The organism is Streptomyces sp. NPDC051677, assembly GCF_044453465.1.
GTDB lineage: Bacteria > Actinomycetota > Actinomycetes > Streptomycetales > Streptomycetaceae > Streptomyces.
Genome location: NZ_JBITCT010000014.1, coordinates 123987 through 147012, shown reverse-complemented (window position 1 = coordinate 147012; position 23026 = coordinate 123987). Strand labels below are relative to the sequence as shown.

18 protein-coding genes are annotated in these 23026 nt (G+C 71.2%); 6 read left to right on the top strand and 12 right to left on the bottom strand.

The window, feature by feature from the left end:
* Positions 1-2: 2 nt before the first annotated feature.
* Both ACIBAF_RS18910 and ACIBAF_RS18905 read right to left on the bottom strand, forming a co-directional pair.
* Positions 3-2153 (bottom strand): serine/threonine-protein kinase, encoded by a 2151-nt coding sequence (locus ACIBAF_RS18910; protein WP_399464339.1) that lies wholly within the window; start codon positions 2151-2153, stop codon positions 3-5.
* Between the two features lie 264 nt (positions 2154-2417).
* Positions 2418-4124 (bottom strand): glycerol-3-phosphate dehydrogenase/oxidase, encoded by a 1707-nt coding sequence (locus ACIBAF_RS18905; protein WP_399464338.1) that lies wholly within the window; start codon positions 4122-4124, stop codon positions 2418-2420.
* Positions 4125-4460: 336 nt separating this feature from the next.
* On the opposite strand from ACIBAF_RS18905, the gene ACIBAF_RS18900 reads away from it, so the two are divergent.
* The gene (locus tag ACIBAF_RS18900) at positions 4461-5669 is read left to right on the top strand and encodes a nucleotide sugar dehydrogenase (protein WP_399464337.1); all 1209 of its coding nucleotides are present in this window, start codon (positions 4461-4463) and stop codon (positions 5667-5669) included.
* Between the two features lie 672 nt (positions 5670-6341).
* On the opposite strand, the gene ACIBAF_RS18895 is transcribed toward ACIBAF_RS18900, so the two are convergent.
* The 4 genes from ACIBAF_RS18895 to ACIBAF_RS18880 all read right to left on the bottom strand — a co-directional run bounded on the left by ACIBAF_RS18895 (position 6342) and on the right by ACIBAF_RS18880 (position 11012).
* On the bottom strand, positions 6342-7466 hold the full coding sequence (locus ACIBAF_RS18895; protein WP_399464336.1) for a GuaB3 family IMP dehydrogenase-related protein: 1125 nt from the start codon (positions 7464-7466) through the stop codon (positions 6342-6344).
* A 115-nt stretch (positions 7467-7581) separates the two neighbouring features.
* Complete coding sequence (gene guaB, locus ACIBAF_RS18890) at positions 7582-9084, bottom strand: IMP dehydrogenase (protein WP_399464335.1); 1503 nt, start codon at positions 9082-9084, stop codon at positions 7582-7584.
* A 167-nt stretch (positions 9085-9251) separates the two neighbouring features.
* Positions 9252-9839, bottom strand: a complete 588-nt coding sequence (locus tag ACIBAF_RS18885) for a sigma-70 family RNA polymerase sigma factor (protein ID WP_079660367.1) — start codon at positions 9837-9839, stop codon at positions 9252-9254.
* A gap of 561 nt (positions 9840-10400) precedes the next feature.
* Positions 10401-11012 carry a response regulator transcription factor gene (locus ACIBAF_RS18880; protein WP_003948568.1) on the bottom strand — a complete coding sequence of 204 codons (612 nt, stop codon included), beginning with the start codon at positions 11010-11012 and terminating at the stop codon, positions 10401-10403.
* A gap of 379 nt (positions 11013-11391) precedes the next feature.
* On the opposite strand from ACIBAF_RS18880, the gene ACIBAF_RS18875 reads away from it, so the two are divergent.
* Positions 11392-11721, top strand: coding sequence for a WhiB family transcriptional regulator (locus tag ACIBAF_RS18875; protein WP_020132152.1), 330 nt, complete (start codon positions 11392-11394; stop codon positions 11719-11721).
* Between the two features lie 87 nt (positions 11722-11808).
* Here ACIBAF_RS18875 and ACIBAF_RS18870 read toward each other — a convergent pair whose 3' ends face one another.
* Positions 11809-12765 (bottom strand): LysR family transcriptional regulator, encoded by a 957-nt coding sequence (locus ACIBAF_RS18870; protein WP_399464398.1) that lies wholly within the window; start codon positions 12763-12765, stop codon positions 11809-11811.
* 81 nt (positions 12766-12846) lie between these two features.
* Here ACIBAF_RS18870 and ACIBAF_RS18865 point away from each other — a divergent pair, with 81 nt between their 5' ends.
* The 3 genes from ACIBAF_RS18865 to ACIBAF_RS18855 all read left to right on the top strand — a co-directional run bounded on the left by ACIBAF_RS18865 (position 12847) and on the right by ACIBAF_RS18855 (position 15195).
* On the top strand, positions 12847-13515 hold the full coding sequence (locus ACIBAF_RS18865) for an MOSC domain-containing protein (protein WP_399464334.1): 669 nt from the start codon (positions 12847-12849) through the stop codon (positions 13513-13515).
* Positions 13516-13611: 96 nt separating this feature from the next.
* A complete protein-coding gene (locus ACIBAF_RS18860; RefSeq protein WP_399464333.1) occupies positions 13612-14385 on the top strand; it encodes an SDR family NAD(P)-dependent oxidoreductase in 774 nt (257 codons plus the stop codon).
* A 102-nt stretch (positions 14386-14487) separates the two neighbouring features.
* Positions 14488-15195: an ester cyclase gene (locus ACIBAF_RS18855; protein ID WP_399464332.1), complete on the top strand. Its 708-nt coding sequence runs from the start codon at positions 14488-14490 to the stop codon at positions 15193-15195.
* A 108-nt stretch (positions 15196-15303) separates the two neighbouring features.
* Here the strand turns inward: ACIBAF_RS18855 and groL are convergent, their stop codons facing one another.
* From groL to ACIBAF_RS18835, 4 genes are all read right to left on the bottom strand, one after another.
* A complete protein-coding gene (gene groL, locus ACIBAF_RS18850; protein WP_399464331.1) occupies positions 15304-16929 on the bottom strand; it encodes a chaperonin GroEL in 1626 nt (541 codons plus the stop codon).
* Positions 16930-17038: 109 nt separating this feature from the next.
* The gene (groES, locus tag ACIBAF_RS18845; protein ID WP_020132158.1) at positions 17039-17347 is read right to left on the bottom strand and encodes a co-chaperone GroES; all 309 of its coding nucleotides are present in this window, start codon (positions 17345-17347) and stop codon (positions 17039-17041) included.
* Between the two features lie 362 nt (positions 17348-17709).
* On the bottom strand, positions 17710-18519 hold the full coding sequence (locus ACIBAF_RS18840; protein WP_399464330.1) for a polysaccharide deacetylase family protein: 810 nt from the start codon (positions 18517-18519) through the stop codon (positions 17710-17712).
* A complete protein-coding gene (locus ACIBAF_RS18835; protein WP_399464397.1) occupies positions 18516-19400 on the bottom strand; it encodes a polysaccharide deacetylase family protein in 885 nt (294 codons plus the stop codon). The genes ACIBAF_RS18840 and ACIBAF_RS18835 overlap by 4 nt, the downstream gene beginning before the upstream one ends.
* A 276-nt stretch (positions 19401-19676) precedes the next feature.
* On the opposite strand from ACIBAF_RS18835, the gene ACIBAF_RS18830 reads away from it, so the two are divergent.
* Positions 19677-20846 (top strand): methyltransferase domain-containing protein, encoded by a 1170-nt coding sequence (locus tag ACIBAF_RS18830; protein WP_399464329.1) that lies wholly within the window; start codon positions 19677-19679, stop codon positions 20844-20846.
* A 59-nt stretch (positions 20847-20905) separates the two neighbouring features.
* Here ACIBAF_RS18830 and ACIBAF_RS18825 read toward each other — a convergent pair whose 3' ends face one another.
* Positions 20906-22981 (bottom strand): cell wall-binding repeat-containing protein, encoded by a 2076-nt coding sequence (locus ACIBAF_RS18825; RefSeq protein WP_399464328.1) that lies wholly within the window; start codon positions 22979-22981, stop codon positions 20906-20908.
* Between the last annotated feature and the right edge of the window lie 45 nt (positions 22982-23026).

Below are 23026 nucleotides of genomic sequence, written 5' to 3'. Positions count from 1 at the left end.
CGCTACTTCTTCGGCGTGAAGGTGTCCGTCAGCGTCGTCCAGGTGTTCGCCCGCAGGTCGGTGCCCCACGTGGCGGACTTCGCCGTGTACATCAGCGCGTACCCCTGGCTGGCGCTCACGACGAACCCGCGGTCGATCGTGCGGTACGCCGTCCCGCCCTCCGTGTAGGTGAACTCCCAGTCGGCCGTGTTCCAGCCCCGGTAGTTCACCTTCTCTATTCGGACCTTCTGGTACTGAGAGCGCTTCATGTAGCGCTCCTGGTTCTTCCAGTCGGCGACGGGGTCGTCCTTGGGCGTGGTCGTCCAGGCGACGAGCAGCGTCTGTCCGTCGGGCCCGGTGAATCGGTCCCCCGCGGCGCCCGAGGACTTGTACTTCCACCCTGTGGGCAGCCCGATCGAGTAGCCCTGCCCGCCCTCGTGTGTCGTCGCCGCCTTGCTGGTCTCGGTGGCGGTGACGCCGGACCCGGCGCCGCCGGCCGCGGCGGTGTTGCTCGGCGTGGCGCCGGAGGAGGAGCCGGACGGCGCCGACGACCCGTCCGTACGCGTCCCGCTGCCCTCGTCCTCCTTGGTGTCGGCGCTCGCGCTGCCGCCGGCCACCGTGCGGGAACCGCCGCCGCTCTTCGAGCCGCCCGCGGTGTCGTCGTCACCGCCGAGGGTGAGGGCCAGCACGGTACCGAGCACCGCGAGCACCACGACCACGGCGATGATCACCAGCGTGCGCTTCGGCACCACGTCGGTCAGCGGGGCCCTGGGCACGGGCCGCGGCGGCAGGTCCGGCGGCGTCATCACGGGCCATCCCGAGCTGCGTCCGCCCCCTTCCCCGTTCCCCCGCGAACCGGAAGCGGGAGCCGAGCCGGAAGGGGAGCCGGAACGCGCCGCAGGAACCGACGGGGACGACGACGGGGGCGACGACGGCGAAGCCGATGCCGCTCCGGCCGTCGGCCTGGGCGCCGACGTCGGTGCCGACGACGAGGCCGATGCCGTCCTGGCCTGGGACGCCGGCGAGGCGGACGGGGCAGCGGCGGACGGTGCGGTCCCGGTGCCCCGTGCCGCCCCGCCCTTCGGCGCCTCCGCGCTCACGGAACCGGAAGCACCCGACCCGTTCGCCGACTTGGCGCGGGACGCGGCCGCCGAGGTGGCCGCCCCCGCGGCGACGGCGGCCTTTCGCACGGACCGGAACGCCCCGCGCAGCTTCTCGCCCGCCTCCGCGCCCGATGAACTCCCCTTGCCTCCCGGGGCGTCCGGCTGCGCCGGCAGCGGCACGACCTTCGTCGCGTCGGCCGGCTCGGCGTGATGCGGCTCGGGTGCGTGGAGCACCGCGTTGAACATCGCCCGCGCACCGGCGTCGTCGAGCCGTCGCGCGGGATCCTTGGTGAGCAGCCCGTAGATGACGTCCTTCAGGGGACCCGCGTTCTTCGGCTCCTCCAACTGCTCGGTCATCACCGCGGTAAGCGTCGCGATCGCGGAGCCCTTGTCGTACGGGGGCGCGCCTTCGACCGCCGCGTACAGCAGACCGCCGAGCGACCACAGGTCGGCCGCCGGTCCCGGCTTGTGGCCGCGGGCCCGCTCCGGGGAGATGTAGGAGGGCGCGCCGACGAGCATGCCGGTGGAGGTGATCGACGGGTCGCCCTCGACCTGGGCGATGCCGAAGTCGGTGAGCACGACCCGGCCGTCCTCGGCGATCAGCACGTTCGACGGCTTCACGTCACGGTGCAGGATGCCCTCGCGGTGCGCCGACCGCAGCACGTCGAGGATCGCCAGCCCGACCTCGGCCGCGCGCTTCGGCTCCAGCACGCCGTCCTCACGGATGACCTCGGCGAGCGACTTGCCTTCGACGAGCTCCATCACGATCCACGGCCGGTCGTCCTCCTCGACCACGTCGAAGACCGTCACCGCGCTGTTGTTGCGGATCCGTGCGATGGCCTTGGCCTCGCGCAGCGTCCGTGTGATCAGCCGCCGCTTCTCGTCCTCGTCGATGTTCCCCGGGAACCGCAGCTCCTTGACGGCGACCGTGCGCCCGAGGGTCTCGTCCTCGGCACGCCACACCGTCCCCATGCCGCCGCGGCCGAGTACGTCTCCCAGCCGGTACCGCCCGGCGAGGAGACGTGCGCTCTTGTCCTGACGGGATGACCCCGCCCGCTCCGCCTCCGACATGCGTCCCCTCATGCAACCCGCCCTGACAGAGCCTCCATTGTCCCTCACCCGACAAGTGCCCGACGCCCAGGGTGCCCCTCATCGCATCCCGACCGCACCCCAGAAGTGGACCATTCCGGCCAGAAGGCCGAGTTCTGCCCTCGTACCCATGAGAACGAGCCGGTTCCGAACAGAGATCCCGGTTCCCTACGCTCGTTCGAGTGAATCGGTCGCACGCCCGCCCAAGTCGCTCGAGGTAGGGGGGAGTCGGGGCGGCGGAGCAGATCAGAGGGGCACGATGTCCGGTGCGCCCAGGCGGGCCGCGTCCGCCGTCAGGTCGTCGGGCTGGCGTTGCGACTCCCGCTCGGCCTCCACCCGCTTCTCGTAGTGCTGGACCTCGCGTTCGATGTGGTCCTTGTCCCAGCCGAGGACCGGCGCCATCAGTTCGGCGGCCTCCCGGGCGCTGCGCGCGCCGCGGTCGAAGGTCTCGATGGAGATGCGCGTACGGCGCGTCAGCACGTCGTCCAGGTGGCGTGCCCCCTCGTGGGAGGCGGCGTAGACGATCTCGGCGCGCAGGTAGTCGTCGGCGGCGTGCAGCGGCTCGCCGAGCGAGGGGTCGGCCGCGATGAGCTCCAGCACCTCCTCCGCCAGCGAACCGAAGCGGTTCAGCAGGTGCTCCACCCGCACCACGTGCAGGCCCGTCCGCGCGGCGGTCCGCGCCCGCGCGTTCCACAGCGCCCGGTAGCCCTCCGCGCCCAGCAGCGGCACGTCCTCCGTGACGCAGTCGGCGACCCGCTGGTCGAGCCCGCGCACCGCCTCGTCGGTCGCGTCCTTCGCCATCACCCGGTACGTCGTGTACTTGCCGCCCGCCACGACCACCAGCCCCGGCACCGGATGCGCGACGGTGTGCTCCCGCGACAGCTTGCTGGTGGCGTCGGACTCGCCGGCCAGCAGGGGCCGTAGACCCGCGTACACGCCCTCGACGTCGTCCCTGGTCAGCGGTACCGCGAGCACCGAGTTCACATGCTCGAGGAGGTAGTCGATGTCGGCGCTGGACGCGGCCGGGTGGGCCTTGTCGAGGTCCCAGTCGGTGTCGGTGGTGCCGATGATCCAGTGCCGGCCCCAGGGGATGACGAACAGCACGGACTTCTCGGTGCGCAGGATCAGCCCGGTGGAGGAGCTGATCCGGTCCCGCGGCACGACGAGGTGGATGCCTTTGGAGGCGCGGACGTGGAATTGCCCCCGCTCCCCCACCATGGCCTGGGTGTCGTCGGTCCACACGCCCGTGGCGTTGACGATCTGCCGGGCGCGGACCTCGTACTCCCCGCCCGCCTCGACGTCCTGGACGCGCGCGCCCACGACCCGTTCGCCCTCGCGCAGAAAGCCCGTCACCCGCGCGCGGTTGGCCGCCTTCGCCCCATAGGCCGCCGCCGTGCGCACGAGGGTGGCGACGAAGCGGGCGTCGTCCATCTGCGCGTCGTAGTACTGCAACGCGCCGACCAGCGCGTCCTTCTTCAAGGCGGGCGCGACGCGCAAGGCGTGACGGCGGGTCAGGTGGCGGTGCGTCGGCAGGCCCCGGCCGTGCCCGCGGGCCATGGACATGGCGTCGTAGAGCGCGACGCCCGAACCGGCGTACAGCCGCTCCCAGCCCTTGTGCTGAAGCGGATACAGGAAGGGCACCGGCTTCACGAGATGCGGAGCGAGCCGCTCCAGCAGCAGCCCGCGTTCCTTGAGCGCTTCCCGCACGAGGGCGAAGTCGAGCATCTCCAGGTAACGCAGGCCGCCGTGGATCAGCTTGCTGGACCTGCTCGACGTGCCCGACGCCCAGTCGCGCGCCTCCACCAGCCCCGTGGACAGGCCGCGCGTCACGGCGTCCAGGGCGGTGCCCGCGCCGACCACACCCGCTCCCACCACCAGCACGTCCAACTCGCGCTCGGCCATGGCCGCCAGTGACTCGGCTCGCTGCACCGGCCCCAGTGTCGCTGTCCTCACCGCTGCCTCCCGCTGTCGGTCGCGTCGGCCGCACCCGTCAGGGCGAAGCCCGGTCCGTAACCCCCGTGCCCAAATTCTGACCGTGTTGCCCGACTTCAGCCACCACTCACCCCCAGCCTGTGGACAACTCTCACAGAACCGGAGCGGACCTCCCGGGAAACGGGCCGGTCACGCACGGCCGATCACGCACGGCCGGCCAACACGGCAGATCAACACAGCCGATCAATCCCGCATAACGGTCATATTTACTCCTAGTCTGACATTGCGCTCGTCCATCCTGTCCACAGGGCTTGCGCACCTGTCCCACCTCGGTTATTGGGAAGGACGGCATACGCCATGCCCGCAGATCTCGCCGTCATCGGACTCGGCCCGCTCGGCCTGCCCCTGGCCCAGGCCGCAGTGGCCGCCGGCATCGCCACCGTCGGCTACCGCACCGGCCCCGAGGCCGGCTCCCTCAGCCCCGCCGAACTGCGCCGGATGCTCTCGGGGGGCTTCCGGCCCGCCACCAACCCCGCCGAACTGGGCCGGGTGCGCACCGCCGTCATCTGTGCCCCGACCTCGCGCGACGCGGACGGCGCACTCGACCTGAGCCAGGTGGAGGCGGCCGCCCGCACCCTCGCCGGACACCTGCGCCCGCACACCACCGTGATCCTTGAGTCGCCCGTGTACCCCGGTGCGACGGAGGAATTCCTGCGACCGCTGCTGGAGGAGATGTCAGGCCTGCGCGCGGGCCGCGATTTCCACCTCGCCTACTCCCCCAGCCGGGTCGACCCGGGCAGCCGCGCCTTCACCCCGGCCAACACGCCGAAGGTCATCGGCGGACTCACCCCCGCCTGCACCGAGTCCGCGGCGACCTTCTACAGCCGCCTCACCGACAAGGTGGTACGCGCGCGTGGCCTGCGGGAAGCCGAGACCGTGCAGCTCCTGGAGACCAACTTCCGACACGTCAACATCGCGCTCGTCAACGAAATGGCCGTCCTCTGCCACGACTTGGGCGTCGACCTGTGGGACGTCGTCCGCTGCGCGGAGACCAAGCCGTTCGGCTTCGAGTCCTTCCGCCCCGGCCCCGGCGTCGGCGGCCACTCCGTCCCCCTGGACCGCACCGGCCACCCCGGCAGCCCCCTGCGCATGGTGGAACTCGCCCAGCAGGTCAACAGCCGCATGCCCCGCTACGTCGTCCAGCGCGCCGCGGCCCTCCTCAACGAGCACGGCAAGTCGGCGCGGGGCGCGCGCGTGCTGCTGCTCGGCGTCACCTACAAGCCCGACCTCGCCGACCAGCAGGGCACACCCGCGCGCGAGATCGCGATCCGCCTGATGGAGCTGGGCGCGGCCGTCAGCTACCACGACCCGCACGTCCCGTCCTGGAGCGTCCTGGACCGCCCGGTCCCCCGCGCCGACTCGCTCTACGAGGCCGCCGCCGAAGCCGACCTGACGATCCTCCTCCAGCAGCACCGCACGTACGACCTCCAGGGCCTGTCGGTGAAGGCCCAGCTGCTGCTGGACACGCGGGGTGCCACGCCCACGGGGGCGGCGCACCGGTTGTGAAGCGGGGCGCACACGGCCGACCCGGGCTCCGGGGGCTGGTGGCGTGCGGCAGGGCTCACCGGTAACGTACGAAACAGGTGGAGCCCACCGCAGCGGGTAACTGCGGCAGGCTCCTGGATGGATCCCAGAGTGTCCGCCCCTAGTGTGTCTGGGGGCGGCCGCTCACCGTCCGAAACAGGTGGAGCCCACCGCAGCCGGTAACTGCGGCAGGCTCCTGGATGAATCACAGAGTGTCCGCCCCTAATGTGTTTGGGGGCGGCCGCTCACCATCCGAAAAGACGCAAGATCCACCTCCTCCGGTACTGCACCATCCGAAGACGGATGCGATCCCAGCGGGTGGGCTTGCGGTGGCGGCCCATGGGCGCCCCCTTCCACGACACCGCCCATGTCCCGGTGGACGGCACGTTCAGGAACTCGGGCCGGGCCCCGAGGGCCGGGGTCCGGATCGATGTCCTTGGAAGGGGGCACCCCACACAACTGGGGCGCCGACAAGGACGCTACCGCCCGCAACCCCCCTGACCAGCCCGCATCCGGCCCGAACGCAACCGCGCGCCCCCGCCCCACGCCACACGCCCCGGACCGCCCCCTGGGATGCCGACGGGCATGCGAAAGGGGCCGGTCCGCTCACCCGAGTGAGCGGACCGGCCCCTGTCACGTCCCAGGGACTGCGGGCTACCGCCGGTGCACCGAGTCCGCCACCGTGACCTCGACCCGCTGGAACTCCTTGAGCTCGCTGTAGCCGGTGGTGGCCATGGCGCGGCGCAGGGCGCCGAAGAAGTTCATGGAGCCGTCGGGCGTGTGCGAGGGGCCCGTGAGGACCTCCTCGATGGTGCCGACCGTGCCGAGGTCGACCTTCTTGCCGCGCGGCAGCTCCTCGTTGACGGCCTCCATGCCCCAGTGGTGGCCACGGCCGGGCGCGTCGGTCGCGCGCGCGAGCGGGGAGCCCATCATCACGGAGTCGGCGCCGCAGGCGATCGCCTTGGGCAGGTCGCCGGACCAGCCGACGCCGCCGTCCGCGATCACGTGCACGTACCGGCCGCCGGACTCGTCCATGTAGTCGCGGCGGGCGGCGGCGACGTCGGCCACCGCGGTCGCCATCGGGACCTGGATGCCCAGCACGTTGCGCGTGGTGTGCGCCGCGCCGCCGCCGAAGCCGACCAGGACGCCCGCCGCGCCCGTCCGCATCAGGTGCAGGGCCGCCGTGTAGGTGGCGCAGCCGCCGACGATCACCGGGACGTCGAGCTCGTAGATGAACTGCTTCAGGTTCAGCGGCTCGTGCGAGCCGGAGACGTGCTCGGCCGACACCGTCGTACCGCGGATGACGAAGATGTCCACGCCCGCGTCGACGACGGCCTTGGAGAACTGGGCCGTGCGCTGCGGGGAGAGCGCGGCGGCGGTGACCACGCCGGAGTCGCGCACCTCCTTGATGCGCCGGCCGATCAGCTCTTCCTTGATGGGAGCGGCGTAGATCTCCTGGAGGCGGCGGGTGGCCGCCTCGACGGGCAGGCCCACGATCTCGTCGAGCAGCGGCTGCGGGTCCTCGTGCCGCGTCCACAGGCCCTCAAGGTTGAGCACGCCGAGGCCGCCCAGCTCGCCGATGCGGATCGCGGTGGCCGGGGAGACGACCGAGTCCATGGGGGCGGCCAGGAAGGGCAGCTCGAAACGGTAGGCGTCGATCTGCCAGGCGATCGAGACCTCCTTCGGGTCCCGCGTACGGCGGCTGGGGACGACGGCGATGTCGTCGAAGGCGTACGCCCGGCGGCCGCGCTTGCCGCGCCCGATCTCGATCTCAGTCACGTGTGTGGCCTTTCCCTGATGCGTTCAGCGTCTTCCAGTATCGCCGACGGGTACGACAAGGGCGGCCCCGGTGCTCCGGGACCGCCCTCGCGCCGTGCCGCACGCGCGCGTGCGACTACTTGCTGCTGTAGTTCGGCGCCTCGACCGTCATCTGGATGTCGTGCGGGTGGCTCTCCTTGAGACCCGCGGAGGTGATCCGGACGAAGCGGCCCTTGGACTCCATCTCCTCGATGGTGGCGGCGCCCACGTAGCCCATGGTCTGGCGCAGACCGCCGACGAGCTGGTGCAGCACGTTGCCGAGCGGGCCGCGGTAGGGCACCTGGCCCTCGATGCCCTCGGGCACGAGCTTGTCGTCGGCGGCGACCTCGGCCTGGAAGTAGCGGTCCTTGGAGTACGACTTGGCCTGCCCGCGGGACTGCATGGCGCCCAGCGAGCCCATGCCGCGGTACGACTTGAACTGCTTGCCGTTGATGAACTGCAGCTCGCCCGGGGACTCCTCGCAGCCCGCGAGCAGCGAGCCCAGCATCACCGTGTCGGCGCCGGCGGCGAGCGCCTTGCCGATGTCGCCGGAGTACTGCAGGCCGCCGTCGCCGATCAGCGGGATCCCGGCCGGGCGGGCCGCGAGGGAGGCCTCGTAGATGGCGGTGACCTGCGGGACGCCGATGCCGGCGACCACGCGGGTGGTGCAGATCGAGCCGGGGCCGACGCCGACCTTGATGCCGTCGACGCCGGCGTCGATCAGGGCCTGGGCGCCGTCGCGGGTGGCGACGTTGCCGCCGATCACGTCGACGCGGACGCTCGACTTGATCTTGGACATCCAGCTGAGGGCGTTGCTGTTGTGACCGTGCGAGGTGTCGACGACCAGGAAGTCCACGCCGGCCTCGGCGAGGGCCTGGGCGCGCTCCAGCGCCTCGGGGCTGGCGCCTACGGCGGCGCCGACGAGGAGGCGGCCCTCGGCGTCCTTCGCGGCCCGGGGGTACTGCTCGGCCTTGACGAAGTCCTTGACGGTGATGAGGCCCTTGAGGACGCCCGCCTCGTCGACCAGCGGAAGCTTCTCGATCTTGTGGCGGCGCAGCAGTTCCATGGCGTCCGTGCCGGAGATGCCGACATGGCCGGTGACCAGCGGCATCGGCGTCATGACCTCGCGCACCCGGCGGGTGCGGTCGGTCTCGAAGGCCATGTCGCGGTTGGTGACGATGCCGAGGAGCTTCTTGTCGCCGTCGGTGACCGGGACGCCGCTGATGCGGAACTTCGCACACAGGGCGTCGGCCTCGGCGAGCGTGGCGTCCGGGTGCACGGTGATCGGGTCGGTGACCATGCCGGACTCGGAGCGCTTCACGAGGTCGACCTGGTTGACCTGGTCCTCGATGGAGAGGTTGCGGTGCAGCACGCCGACGCCGCCCTGGCGGGCCATCGCGATCGCCATGCGGGACTCGGTGACCTTGTCCATCGCCGCCGAGAGCAGCGGGATGTTGACACGGACGTTCCGGGAGATGCGGGACGAGGTGTCGACCGCGTTGGGGAGCACCTCGGATGCGCCCGGCAGCAGCAGCACGTCGTCGTAGGTGAGCCCGAGGGTCGCGAATTTTCCGGGCACTCCGTCGACGTTGGCAGTCATGACACCTTCCCCAAATGGCCTTGATCGGTGCGGATGTCCATGCTAACGGGAAGCGCACCTCCCGAATTCCACGGTCGAGTGTGACTCCGGGCTTCGTATGTTCGTACGGAAACAGTGGGCCGCCTGTTCACCGAAGGCGCTGTTTCCGGGATCTGTCACCGGGATCGTTACTGCTCGGCGAGTGCCCGAAGCCTGCTCAGCGCCCGGTGCTGGGCCACGCGGACCGCGCCGGGTGACATTCCCAACATCTGGCCGGTCTCCTCCGCGGTGAGGCCCACCGCGATGCGCAGCAGGAGCAGTTCCCGCTGGTTCTCGGGCAGGTTGGCCAGCAGTTTCTTGGCCCATTCGGCATCGCTGCTGAGGAGGGCGCGCTCCTCGGGGCCGAGCGAGTCGTCCGGGCGTTCGGGCATCTCGTCGGACGGGACCGCCGTCGAGCCCGGGTGGCGCATCGCGGCGCGCTGGAGGTCGGCGACCTTGTGCGCGGCGATGGCGAAGACGAAGGCCTCGAAGGGCCTGCCGGTGTCCCGGTAGCGGGGCAGGGCGAGGAGGACGGCCACGCAGACCTCCTGGGCGAGGTCCTCCACGAAGTGCCGTGCGTCGCCGGGCAGCCGGGACAGCCGGGTGCGGCAGTAACGCAGGGCCAGCGGGTGGACGTGGGCCAGCAGGTCGTGGGTGGCCTGCTCGTCGCCGTCCACGGCGCGATGGACGAGCGATCCGATCGTCCCCACGGCAGTGACCGCCTCGTCATCGCGCATCGGTCCATGGTGCACTGCGGCCGGACCGGCCGCGGCACCGTGCCCGTCGTTGTGCACCGAAGCGTTATGAGCAGGTGCGCTGGAACTCATCCCGTGCGCCCTCCCCTTCCGCTCGACCGACTCGTCCCCGAGGAACTCCACACCTCAAGGATGCGGCATCCGCGGCGAAACGAGCAGCGGGCACCCGGCGGGACGGGGCGCCGCTCTCGCCCGCCGTGCGGTCGGAGGGGGTCTCGCCCCGCCTCCGGACCGCTTCTGAGCAGGTAGGTTCGCCCATGAGCCCGCTCCCCTCACTGAATGACCGATGTCACCCTGAACCGGCCCGATCCGAATCGTTCCGAACCGGTCCGGTCGGCCGGACGGCCCAGGACCTGTCCCACCGCGGACCGGTCCGGGCCACGGGGCCGGGCAGCCGGGCAGTCCGTAGGGCGTGTTTCGAAAGTCCCGTCTGCCCGGCGACGCCTGGCACGCACGCACGCTCGACTGCGCTCGCGCGGGGGGACCCCCATGGCGCCGCCGGGCCTGCCCTTCGGGCAGACGACGCTACTTTCGAAACGCGCCCTAGCGGACCAGTCCCCAGCGGAAGCCGAGCGCCACGGCGTGCGCGCGGTCCGACGCGCCGAGTTTCTTGAACAGCCGCCGGGCGTGCGTCTTGACGGTGTCCTCGGAGAGGAACAGCTCGCGTCCGATCTCCGCGTTGGAGCGGCCGTGGCTCATGCCTTCGAGTACCTGGATCTCACGCGCGGTGAGCGTGGGCGCCGCGCCCATCTCGGCCGAGCGCAGCCGGCGCGGGGCGAGCCGCCACGTCGGGTCGGCGAGGGCCTGGGTGACGGTCGCCCGCAGCTCCGCGCGCGAGGCGTCCTTGTGCAGGTAGCCGCGGGCGCCGGCGGCGACCGCGAGGGCGACGCCGTCGAGGTCCTCGGCGACGGTCAGCATGATGATGCGTGCCCCGGGGTCGGCGGACAGCAGCCGCCGTACGGTCTCGACGCCGCCCAGTCCGGGCATGCGTACGTCCATCAGAATCAGGTCCGAGCGGTCGGCTCCCCAGCGGCGGAGGACTTCCTCGCCGTTGGCCGCCGTCGTCACGCGCTCGACGCCGGGCACGGTCGCGACCGCGCGGCGGAGCGCCTCTCGGGCAAGCGGGGAGTCGTCGCAGACGAGGACGGAAGTCATGGCCGCCCTCCGCAGCTGATGCGCGTCACCTTGTGCCTCCAGGCTGGTACGAATCGTCACCTGTGCGGTCGACCGTCTCGGACGCCTGCCCGAGCGTTTGTGTTTTCAACCGCCACCGCACTCTCAACGACGGTCACTCGAAAGAGTTACGGGGCTGCGTGCATTCTTCGGCACTCTACGTGAGGGCGTGGACACAGAGGAGGCAGCCACACGGACCCTCAAGCTTTCATCACAACCCATGCCCCATTCGGCCCTATTTCTTCCCTTTTACTGGTGTCTGAGGCTAGATTCGCAATGAGTCATATTTTCATCTCCTTAGATCGTAGTTGTACGGTCGTGGGCACCGTATCCGCTCAGAACGGCTACAAGGGGTCACGTAATGGCAGATTTCTCCCGCCTTCCCGGACCGAACGCTGACCTGTGGGACTGGCAGCTGCTGGCTGCCTGCCGCGGGGTGGACAGTTCGCTCTTCTTCCATCCGGAGGGTGAGCGCGGGGCGGCTCGGAGCGCTCGAGAGAACTCGGCCAAGGAGGTCTGCATGAGGTGCCCGGTCCGTGCGCAGTGCGCAGCGCACGCGCTGGCGGTACGCGAGCCGTACGGCGTGTGGGGCGGGTTGACCGAGGACGAGCGCGAGGAGCTCATGGGGCGGGCGCGCAACCGCCTGGTATCGGCGTCCTCGGGTGCGAGAGACGCCTCGTCGAACACATGAAGGAACGTTTCTTCAAAGCGGAGGGCACGCGCGCGTGCCCTCCGCTTCGTACTGGGGCGCCGTGCTGCCGGCGCGCCGTCCGTCGCCCTAGTGGCGCGCCGCGGCCCGTCCCAGCTGCTCCAGCGTGGCCGTCACCGCCGGCACCTGGGCCAGGTCGGGCAGGGTGAGCGCGACGATCTCCCGCCGCACCGCCGGTTCCAGTGTCACCGCACGGGCGCCCCGGGGTCGTACGGAGTCGATCGCGAGCTGGGGCAGGACGGCGACGCCCAGGCCGGCGCCCACCAGGCCGACCACTGCCGGGTAGTCGTCGGTCGCGAAGTCGATACGGGGCGTGAAGCCCGCGTTCTCGCACACCTGGACGAGCTGGCCGCGGCAGCGCGGGCAGCCCGCGATCCACGGCTCGGTCGCGAGGTCGCCGATGGCGACGGACCCCGAGGAGCCGGTGCGGGCGAGGCGGTGGCCTTCGGGGACGAGGGCGACCAGCCGGTCCGTCAGCAGCGGCCGTACGACCAGGTCGTCCCACTCGCCTTCGCCGGCCTCCCCCGCACCCCCCGCTTTCCCTGCCTCACCGGAGCCGCCGGCCGGGGCGCGTTCGTAGCGGAAGGCGAGGGCGATGTCGCAGTCGCCCTCTCGCAGCAGTTCGACCGACCGTGGCGGCTCGGCCTCCTCCAGGGAGACGCGGGTGCCGGGGTGGGCGGCGCGCAGGGCGGCGAGGGCGGTCGGGACGAGGGCGGAGCTGCCGCTGGGGAAGGAGACCAGGCGGACCCGGCCGGCCCGCAGGCCCGCGATGGCGGCGACCTCCTCCTCGGCGGCGGTCAGCCCGGAGAGGATGCCGGCCGCATGCCGGACGAGGGCCTCGCCCGCCTGGGTCAGACGCATCTCGCGGCCGCTGCGGACCAGCAGGGGCGTGCCGACGGACGCCTCCAGGGCCTTCATCTGCTGACTGACGGCCGGCTGGGTGCAGCCCAGCTCTCGGCCGGCCGCCGAGAACGAGCCGGTGGCGGCCACGGCGCGCAGGACACGGAGATGACGGGCCTCGATCATGAGGTCGAGCATAAGTGAACCTTGGGTAGGTCGGCGAATAATCGGTCGACGCTTTGACATCCGGTCGCTTAGCGTGGCGACATGAGGCTTCTGTCAGTCAACCTGGGCCGCGCGAAGGCTGTGCCGTACACGGACAACCCGGAAGGCGTGACCGGGATGGACAAGCGGCCGGTGGACGGGCCGGTGCGGGTGGCCGCGCCCGGACCCAAGGGCATCGGCGGGAGCGGGCTGGCCGGGGACGCGGTGTGCAAGCGACAACACCACGGCGGCGACGACCAGGCCGTGTACGCGATGGCGCGCGAGGACCTCGACGAGTGGGAACGCGCGCTGGGGCGCCCTCTGGCCGACGGCTCGTTCGGCGAGAACCTCACGACGGCGGGCCTCGACGTGTCCGGCGCGCTGATCGGCGAGCGCTGGCGCATCGGGTCCGGTGTCGTCCTGGAGATCACCTGCGGGCGCATCCCCTGTATGACCTTTCAGGGTCACCTGGGCGAGCAGCGGTGGGTGAAGCGGTTCACGGAGCGGGGCGCGCCGGGGGCGTACCTGCGGGTGATCGCGCCGGGTGAGATCCGCGCCGGGGACCCGGTCGAGATCGTGCACCGGCCGGACCACGACGTGACGGTGGCCCTGCAGTTCCGGGCCGTCACCACGCACCGGGAGCTGCTGCCCCGACTGCTCGCGGCGGGCGAGGCGCTGCATCCGGAGTTGCTGGCCGCGGCCCGCAAGCACGCGGCGGAGCTGGGGGGCTGAGCCCAGGTCACGGGCCGGGCGCTCACCGGGTCTTCACGTTCTGGAGGCCGCGTGCAGAGAACGGACGGGGGCACTCCGGGTCACTACGCTTCTGCCATGACAACGGCTCTCATTACGGGTTCGACCGCGGGCATCGGCGCCGCGTTCGCGCGCAGACTCGCGGCGGACGGGCATGATCTCGTCCTCGTGGCACGGGACACCAAGCGGCTGCGCGAGCAGGCGACCGAGTTGCACGACCGGCACGGCATCGAGGCGGAGGTGCTGACGGCCGACCTGGCGACGGACGAGGGCATCGAGACGGTGGCCGCCCGCCTCGGCGACCGCAAGAACCCCATCGACCTGCTGATCAACAACGCGGGCTTCGGCAACAAGGGCCGCTATCTCGACGTGTCCATGGCCGACGAGCTGAAGATGCTCAAGGTGCACTGCGAGGCGGTGCTGCGGCTGACGTCCGCGGCGGCGGCGACGATGCGGGAGCGCGGGCGCGGGGGTGTCGTCAACGTGGCCTCGGTGGCGGCGTTCCTGCCGCGCGGGACGTACGGGGCGTCCAAGGCGTGGGTCGTGCAGTTCACGCAGGGCGCGGCGAAGGACCTGGCGGGCAGCGGGGTGCGGCTGATGGCGCTGTGCCCGGGGTTCGTGCGCACGGAGTTCCACGAGCGGGCCGGGATGGGCACGGACAACATCCCGGGCTGGATGTGGCTGGACGCGGACAAACTGGTCGCCGCGGCGTTGGACGATCTGGCGCGCGGGAAGTCGCTGTCGATCCCCGACCCGCGTTACAAGGCGCTGATGGGGCTGGTGAAGGTGGCGCCGCGGTCGCTGCTGGGCGGGATCAGCTCGAAGACGGGACGGAAGTACGGGCCTCAGTGACCGGTCTCGGCAACGACCGCCCTGGTGGGCAGGTGGCGTCGGCGCTCCGGTGGGAAGATGGGCGTGACGGGGACCGGACCCAGGGGGGCCGGAGGCTGCGCTATGACGTTCGTACAGCTCATCGACTGCAGGACCAGCCGGTTCGACGAGATGGACCGGCTGATGGACACATGGGTCGAACAGACCAAGGGGAAGCGGACGGCGACGCACGCGGTGGTCGGCAAGGACCGCTCGGACGCGTCGCACTTCATCGAGATCGTGGAGTTCCCGTCGTACGAGGAGGCGATGCGGAACTCGAACCTGCCGGAGACCGACAAGGTGTTCCGGGAGCTGGTGGCCCTGTGCGACGAGATGCCGACGTTCACGGATCTCGACGTCGTGCGGGACGAGCAGTTGTACGCGCAGACCGCGCGGCGGTTCTTCGAGACCGTGGGCATGCACGGTGAACTGCCGCCGCTCGACGGGCTGATCGCCGAGGACTATCACGACCACGATCCCGCCAACGAGCAGGACACCATGGGCATGGACGCGATGCGGCGGGAGGTCGAGATGTGGCGGGGCGGCTTCGACTTCGCCTTCTCCGTGGAGGACCAGATCGGCCAGGGTGACCGGGTGTGCAACCGGTGGACCTGGCGCGGGACCCACAAGGGCGACTTCATGGGGCTCCCGGCCACCGGGAGGCAGGTCACGATGACCGGGACGACCGTCTTCCGGTGCCGGGAGGACGGGAAGATCGTCGAGGGCTGGTGGCAGTACGACCGGCTCGGGCTGATGGGGCAGCTGGGGGCGCTGGACGCGCTTGAGACCTGAGAGCCGCAGGGCCACAGGACTGCCCGCGAAGAGACCGCCCGCGAAGGGGGAAGCCCCCGTTCCGTGACCGGAACGGGGGCTTCTTCGTGCTGCTCGGTGCTGCGTGCCTCAGTGGGCGTGGCCGTGGCCGTGGCCCGCGGCGGCCGGCTCTTCCTCTTCCTTCTTCTCGACGACCAGGGTCTCGGTCGTCAGGAGGAGGGAGGCGATGGAGGCGGCGTTCTCCAGGGCGGAGCGGGTGACCTTGACCGGGTCGATGACGCCGGCCTTGACCAGGTCGCCGTACTCGCCGGTGGCGGCGTTGAAGCCCTGGCCCTTGTCAAGCTCGGCGACCTTGGAGGTGATGACGTAGCCCTCCAGGCCGGCGTTCTCGGCGATCCAGCGCAGCGGCTCGACGACGGCGCGGCGGACGACGGCGACACCGGTCGCCTCGTCGCCGGTCTTGCCCAGGCCGCCCTCCAGCACCTTGGCGGCGTGGACGAGCGCGGAACCGCCACCGGAGACGATGCCCTCCTCGACCGCGGCGCGGGTCGCGGAGATGGCGTCCTCCAGGCGGTGCTTCTTCTCCTTCAGCTCCACCTCGGTGGCGGCACCGACCTTGATCACGCACACGCCGCCGGCCAGCTTCGCGAGGCGCTCCTGGAGCTTCTCGCGGTCCCAGTCGGAGTCCGTGTTCTCGATCTCGGCCTTGATCTGGGCGATGCGGCCCACGACGTCCTCGGAGTTGCCGGCGCCGTCGACGAGGGTGGTGTCGTCCTTGGTGACGGTGACGCGGCGGGCGGAGCCGAGCACGTCGATGCCGACCTGGTCGAGCTTGAGGCCGACCTCCTCGGAGATGACGGTGGCGCCGGTGAGGACGGCCATGTCCTGGAGCATCGCCTTGCGACGGTCACCGAAGCCGGGGGCCTTCACGGCGACCGCGTTGAACGTGCCGCGGATCTTGTTGACGACGAGGGTGGAGAGCGCCTCGCCCTCCAGGTCCTCGGCGATGATCAGCAGCGGCTTGGAGGAGTTGGTCTGGATGACCTTCTCCAGGAGCGGCAGCAGGTCGGCGATGGAGGAGATCTTGCCCTGGTTGATGAGGATGTAGGGGTCCTCGAGGACGGCCTCCATGCGCTCCTGGTCCGTCACGAAGTACGGCGACAGGTAGCCCTTGTCGAAGGCCATGCCCTCGGTGAAGTCCAGCTCCAGACCGAAGGTGTTGGACTCCTCGACGGTGATGACGCCGTCCTTGCCGACCTTGTCCATCGCCTCGGCGATGAGCTCGCCGACCTGCGTGTCCTGGGCGGACAGCGCGGCGACGGCGGCGATGTCGGACTTCTCGTCGATCGGGCGGGCGGTGGCCAGCAGATCCTCGGAGATCGCCTTGACGGCGGCGTCGATGCCCTTCTTCAGGGAGGCCGGGGAGGCGCCGGCGGCGACGTTCTTCAGGCCCTCGCGGACGAGCGCCTGGGCCAGGACGGTGGCGGTGGTGGTGCCGTCGCCCGCGATGTCGTTGGTCTTGGTCGCCACCTCCTTCACCAGCTGCGCGCCGAGGTTCTCGTACGGGTCGTCGAGCTCGACCTCACGGGCGATCGTGACACCGTCGTTGGTGATGGTGGGGGCGCCGAACTTCTTGTCGATGACGACGTTGCGGCCCTTGGGGCCGATCGTCACCTTGACCGTGTCGGCAAGCTTGTTGACGCCGCGCTCGAGGGCGCGACGGGCGTCCTCGTCGAACTTCAGGATCTTCGCCATGGGAGCGGTTCAGCCCTCTCGGAAAACGTGGGAACGAACTGCGCCCCCAGCACCCGGCTTCACAAAGTCGCGGGGGCCAGGGGCGCAGATCACTGCAAAACTGGGTGAACTACTTCTCGATGATCGCGAGCACGTCGCGAGCCGAGAGGACGAGGTACTCCTCGCCGTTGTACTTCACCTCGGTGCCGCCGTACTTGCTGTACAGGACGACGTCGCCAACCTTGACGTCGAGCGGCAGGCGCTCGCCGTTCTCGAAGCGGCCCGGGCCCACGGCGAGGACGGCGCCCTCCTGGGGCTTCTCCTTCGCGGTGTCCGGGATGACCAGGCCAGAGGCGGTGGTCTGCTCGGCGTCGAGCGGCTGGACCACGATGCGGTCCTCAAGCGGCTTGATGGCAACCTTGGAGCTGGTGGTCGTCACGATCCGACCTCCCCCTTCGGAGATCTCACGGGGTTAACTGTCTGAGGTGGCGACCAGGTGGATCCGTCGTCGCGGGTGCCGGACCTGCCCGTCGCTGTGTTGGCACTCTCCAGTGGTGAGTGCCAGAGCCGAGACTATGACTGCGATTAGCACTCGGTCAAGCGGAGTGCCAATGCCTGCGGCGCGTCGGCCGGTTTTCAGTGGGCGTTCGTGTCGTCGGCTGCCCGGAGTTCGTGTGGACGTCACCGGGGGCTGCCGCCCCCGGGCCCCCGCTTCGGCCCTGAAAGGGCCTCGTCCTCAACCCCCCAGAGGGGGGACCCCCAGACGGGCTGAGGGATCCTGGCCGGCGCCAAGGTGTGGCCCTACAAATAGTCCTCCAAGCGGCCCACCGTGAGCCCCTGTTCCTGCACCCGGCGCAGCAGGCGCGTCGTGCGGTCGCGCAGGGTCGGGCCCAGGGACTCGTCCGGGTCGACGGCGATGACGTCGCCGGGGCGGAGGCGGGGGGAGCCGCGGGTGTAGACGAGGTCGGTGGGGCCCATGGAGGCGCGCCAGAGGACGATCGCCGTGATGCCGCAGTCGGCGGCGGCGCGGCGGGTGGCGGTGTCGTAGGCGCCGTAGGGCGGGCGGAAGAGGCGGGGGCGCAGGCCGAAGCGGGCATGGAGTTTGTCCTGCTGGCCGCAGATCTCGGCGTGCTGGCCGGCGTAGGGCAGGCCGCGCAGGGCCGGGTGGTCCAGGGTGTGGTTCTGGATGTTCGCGCCGACGGACCTCAGGCGGGCGAAGTGGCCGTAGCCGGGGCCGACCACGCTGTCCGTCAGGAACATGCTGACGGGGAGGCGCAGTTCGCGGACCATGTCGACGAAGCGGGGGTCGCGTTCGGCGCCGTCGTCGTAGGTGAGGAAGACGACCTTGTCGGCGGTCGGGACGTGGTCGACGACCGGGGGGAGGCCTGCGCCGGGGCTGCCGGCGAGGGGGCGGACGGCCGGGTGGGACGGGGCGGCGGCCAGAGGGGACGTCAGACCCCAGCGGCGGTACGGGTCCTGGGCGGCCGGGCCGGGTGGGCGGACCCGGGCGGCGGCCTTCTTGCCCAGCCGTTCGATCGGGTCGACGGACTGGGCGCAGCCGGTGAGCAGGCCGAGCGCCAGGACGGCGGCAGCCAGGGACCGCAGGCTCACAGGTAGTCCTCCAGCCGTGCCACCGCGTACCCCTTCTCCGTGACCTTGTCGAGGAACCGGCGGACCATGTCGGGCATCGTGCCCTTCCAGTCGCCGCGACCGCGGAAATGGCTCAGGACGATGTCGCCGGCGTGGATGTCCTGGTCCCACTCGCGGTACTCCCAGTGGTCGACGAAGACCTCCTCGTCCCAGATGGGGGCGTATCTGATGCCGCACGACTTGGCGGCGCGCAGGGTGTCCTGGTTGTAGTTGCCGTAGGGCGGGCGGAACAGGGTGGGGCGTTTGCCGTAGTGCCGCTCCATCACGTCCTGCATGCCGCAGATCTCGCGCTTCTGCTGCCGGTACGACAGCCCCGGCAGGTAGGGGTGGTGGAGGGTGTGGTTGTTCAGGACGACGCCACGGTCCTGCATCTTCTTGAAGTAGCCGTAGTCGTCCTTGATCAGATAGTCGCTGAGGAACGCGGTGTACGGGATCTTCAGGTCGCTCATCATGCGCAGGAACGCCGGGTCCTTCTCGGAGCCGTCGTCGATGGTGAGGAAGACGACCCGGTCCTTGGTCGGGATCGTGGTGAAGACCGGGGGGAGGCCGAGCTCCTCGTGGTCGTCCACCTCGAAGCCCTCGCGGGTCGTGATCTCCGGTGTGTGCGCGGGCGGCGCCGGCGGCGTCAGCGGGACCTTCTTCAGGCCCCAGCGCTTGGCCGCGGCGACCCGGGCCTGCTGGGCGGCGCGGAGCCGGGAGGCGTACTCGTGCAGGGCGCGGGCCGGGGGCGCCGCGGGGTGCTGCGCGCGGTCCGGCTGCTGACCCGGCGCGGGACGGGTCCCCTTGCCTCCCCCGCCGGTCGCGGCACCGCCTCCCGCACAGCCCGTCGCGACGGCGGCCAGGGTGAGGACGGCGGCCGCGCTCCGGAGGCCCGTGAGGCGGAGCGCCGTGCGCCTCTTGTGCCCAGTGCGTCTCTTGTGTCCAGTGCGCCTCACGGGCCCGGTGCGCCCCGTTCTCCCGGCCCCGGCGGGGCGGTAACGAGCCCCGCAGCGGCCACTATTGTCATCATTTTGTACGACAGATCCCATGGCGCCGGATCCTCGCAGTCACCGCCCCGGAACCCCGCCCGACACCGCCGCCGGAGGCGCACCATCCACCGACTGGCCCACAATGACCCGGTGAACGACCTCGCCCCCCTCCTCACCCCCGAGGGCCGCGCCCTCCTCGACGCCGTGCGCGGCACCGCCCCCGCCGACGAACTCGCCGTCGCCACCCGGCTGCGCCGCGAACACCCCGCCGGCCTGGTGTCCGCGGCCCTGGGCCAGGCCCGGCTGCGGCAGCGGGCGGCGGCGAAGTTCGGGGCCGCGGACGCCGAGCGGATGTTCTTCACACCGAACGGGGTGGAGCAGTCGACGCGGGCGAGCGTCGCCGGGTACCGGGCCGGGCGGATGAAGGCGCTCGGCGTGACCTCCGTCGCCGACCTGTGCTGCGGGATCGGCGGCGACGCGATCGCGCTGGCCCGGGCCGGGATCCGGGTCCTGGCCGTGGACCGGGACCCGCTGACGGTGCAGGCGGCGCGCGCGAACGCCGACGCGCTGGGGCTCGCCGACCTCGTCGAGGTGCGGGAGGCCGACGTCACGGACGTCGACACGAGCGGCTACGACGCCGTGTTCGTCGACCCGGCGCGGCGCGGTGGCCGCGGCCGCGTCTTCGATCCGGAGGCGTACTCGCCTCCCCTGTCGTGGGCCGTCGGGGCCGCCCTCGCCGCGCCCCGCGCCGCCCTGAAGATCGCGCCCGGTGTGCCGCACGAGGCGATCCCCGCCGAGGCCGAGGCCGAGTGGATCTCGGACGGCGGGGACGTGAAGGAGGCCGTGCTGTGGTTCGGGACCGGCGAGGCGGGGGCCGTTCGGGCGACCCTGCTGCCGGGGCCGCGGACGCTGCTCGGCGGCGGTCTGCCCGACCCGGCGGTCCGACCGGTCGGGCGGTATCTGTACGAGCCCGACGGCGCCGTCATCCGGGCGCATCTGGTCGCTGACGTGGCCCGGGACCTCGACGGCGGGCTGATCGACGAGACCATCGCCTACGTCACCGCGGATGCCCTGCGCGCCACGCCGTACGCCGCCGCCTACGAGATCACCGACCAACTGCCGTTCAACGTAAAGAAGTTGAAGGCGCTGCTGCGGGAGCGGGAGGTCGGGATCCTCACCGTGAAGAAGCGGGGGTCGGCGGTCGAGCCGGAGGAGCTGCGGAAGAAGGCGCTGCCCAGGCCGCAGGGGCCCAACTCCGTGACCGTGTTCCTGACGCGGGTGGCGGGGGCGCCGACGATGCTCCTCGGCGCCCCCGCCTGACCTGCTGTTTCCTGCTGTTTCTGCTGTTTCCTGCTGTTGCCCGGTGTCGCTGCCTGCGGTTACTGGCGCTGGAGCGTCTTGAGCGGCGCCAGGTTCGACTCGTGGGAGCCGGCCGGGGCGGGACGCTTCACCGTGGCGGCGGCCTGGCCGTCGCCGTTGTCGTCGCCGTTGACGGGTGCGGCGAAGGAGCTCGTCGGCGCGCCCGCCTGTGCGCCCGCCGGGATGTCCCCGTTGAAGTACGGGTGGTACACGAAGTAGGAGCTGCCCGCGCTGATCGTGGCGCCCACGGTGTTCAGCGCGGCCGGGGAGATCGAGCTGTTCACGCCGAAGGCCACCGCGGAGTTGACGCTGGCGGACTCACGCTGGAAGTAGTTGGTCAGCTCGGCCGAGGGGGCCGCGGCGCTGGTGGTCCACAGAACCGGCCCGAAGACGTTCATCGCCGAGGCGGCCGACACGCCGTCGCGCCAGGAGCCCGAGTAGGCGAGGCCGGCCTGGCTCGGCGCGGTCCACCAGAACATGGCGATGGCCACCGAGATGGACGGGTCCGTGGTGCCCGAGATCGGGTAGTACGAGTACGTCGACGGCCACCGCGAGAAGCTCGAGTGGGTCAGCGCGTACCGCGCCGCCGCACCAACCGGGATGATCATGGTCTTGTCGGGGTTCAGGCTGTTGAGGTACGCCTGCGTCGACGCGGGCAGCTTGTTGCCGTTGGTGAGGACGACCCCGCCCGCGCTGGCCGCGCCGTCGGAGCCGGCCGCGGCCGCCGCCGAGAGGGCCGCACGGTACTCGGCGCCACCGGCCAGGAAGACGTACTTCGGGGCGGAGGTGACGGTCTTGGCCACCATGACCGAGGTCGAGTAGGGGTCCGTGCCCGTCAGCCGCACCGGCGTGTAGCCGAGCGCCTTCACCTGGGCGGCGACCGTGTTGTCGAGGACGGCCGTGCTGCCGACCAGGTAGACGGGCTTGCCCGGCTTCAGGGTCCGCTTCAGCTCGTTCTTCGTCGTCGAGGACAGCCCGGTCTTCTGCGTCATCAGCACCGGGCCCTCCTTCCGGCCGGCCAGGGCGGGCGCGGTGACGGCGTACGCCGGGTTGTCCTGGTTGACCAGGACCGCGGACTTGGCGTCCATCAGGCCGGGCTCGCTGTGGCCGACGGTGTTCCACGTCCAGCGCGAGGCGGCGGTGGCGGTGAGGTAGGCGTTGCCGCCCCAGACCCGGCCGGTGCCGTTCTTGCGCAGCGGCTGCCAGCTGGGGTTGTCGCCGGTGGCGGTGTCCCCGACCTTGGTGAGTTCGCCGGTGGCCAGGTCGACGTACTCGGTGGTGTGCACGTCGTCGCTGTTCGGCGAGGTGTGGGCGTCGAAGACGATCCGCTTGCCGGTGGGCGACCAGGACGGGTTGGCGAACCGGCGCGGACCGCTGGTGACCTGCTTGGCGTCGGTGCCGTCGGCGTTCGCCGTGAAGATCTGCGGGTTGCCGTCGGCGTCCTTGCGGACGAACGCCAGCTTGGCGCCGTCCGGGGACCAGGCGGGCTGCTCGGCGTCGGCGATGGCGAGCTTGACCGTCTTGGTGTTGCTGTCGAAGACGTACACGCCGGCGGCGTCGGCGTCGCAGCTGCCGGCGCGGCGCTCGAACGCGACCAGGCCGTCGGGGTTCACGCTCGGCTCGGAGTCGCAGACGGTGGCCGGCTCCAGGTTCGCCGGCATCAGCGGGCCGGGCGCCCAGGCGGCGTCGGACGGGCCGTAGGCGAGCTGGCCGCCGCTGGCGAAGACGACGTAACGGCCGCCGAACCAGAACGTCAGGTCCTCGTACGGGGCGCTGGAGCGCATGCCCTGCGCCCACGGCAGGGCGATCTTCTTGGTGCCGTTGGGCAGGACGCTGTAGATCTGGCCGGACACGCTGAGCACCCGGCTGCCGTCCGGGGCCCAGGTGGCGTAGCTCCCCACGTTGGGGATTCGGCCGGTCGTGCCGGTGGCGGCGTCGATCACGCCACCGCCGTCGTTGAGGATGCGGCCCTCGGTGCCGGGCCAGGGTCCGGCGTCGTCGGCGAGGGCGCCGGATGCGGTGGCCAGGGTGCCCGCGGCGGCGAGCACCACAGCGGTGGCGAGCGCCGCGGTACGGCGGCGCGTGAAAAGTCTCAAGTTGTCGACCCCCCAGGGATCACAAAAATGTCGATGCGCATGTCG

Bases quoted from the DNA above. Each gene is read 5' to 3' on its own strand.
- ACIBAF_RS18875 (WP_020132152.1), top strand. From the start codon at position 11,392: ATGGCAGATTTCTCCCGCCTTCCCGGACCGAACGCTGACCTGTGGGAC.
- ACIBAF_RS18855 (WP_399464332.1), top strand. From the start codon at position 14,488: ATGACGTTCGTACAGCTCATCGACTGCAGGACCAGCCGGTTCGACGAG.
- ACIBAF_RS18860 (WP_399464333.1), top strand. From the start codon at position 13,612: ATGACAACGGCTCTCATTACGGGTTCGACCGCGGGCATCGGCGCCGCG.
- ACIBAF_RS18870 (WP_399464398.1), bottom strand. From the start codon at position 12,765: ATGATCGAGGCCCGTCATCTCCGTGTCCTGCGCGCCGTGGCCGCCACC.
- ACIBAF_RS18910 (WP_399464339.1), bottom strand. From the start codon at position 2,153: ATGTCGGAGGCGGAGCGGGCGGGGTCATCCCGTCAGGACAAGAGCGCA.
- ACIBAF_RS18900 (WP_399464337.1), top strand. From the start codon at position 4,461: ATGCCCGCAGATCTCGCCGTCATCGGACTCGGCCCGCTCGGCCTGCCC.
- ACIBAF_RS18885 (WP_079660367.1), bottom strand. From the start codon at position 9,839: ATGCGCGATGACGAGGCGGTCACTGCCGTGGGGACGATCGGATCGCTC.
- guaB (WP_399464335.1), bottom strand. From the start codon at position 9,084: ATGACTGCCAACGTCGACGGAGTGCCCGGAAAATTCGCGACCCTCGGG.
- ACIBAF_RS18865 (WP_399464334.1), top strand. From the start codon at position 12,847: ATGAGGCTTCTGTCAGTCAACCTGGGCCGCGCGAAGGCTGTGCCGTAC.
- ACIBAF_RS18880 (WP_003948568.1), bottom strand. From the start codon at position 11,012: ATGACTTCCGTCCTCGTCTGCGACGACTCCCCGCTTGCCCGAGAGGCG.
- groL (WP_399464331.1), bottom strand. From the start codon at position 16,929: ATGGCGAAGATCCTGAAGTTCGACGAGGACGCCCGTCGCGCCCTCGAG.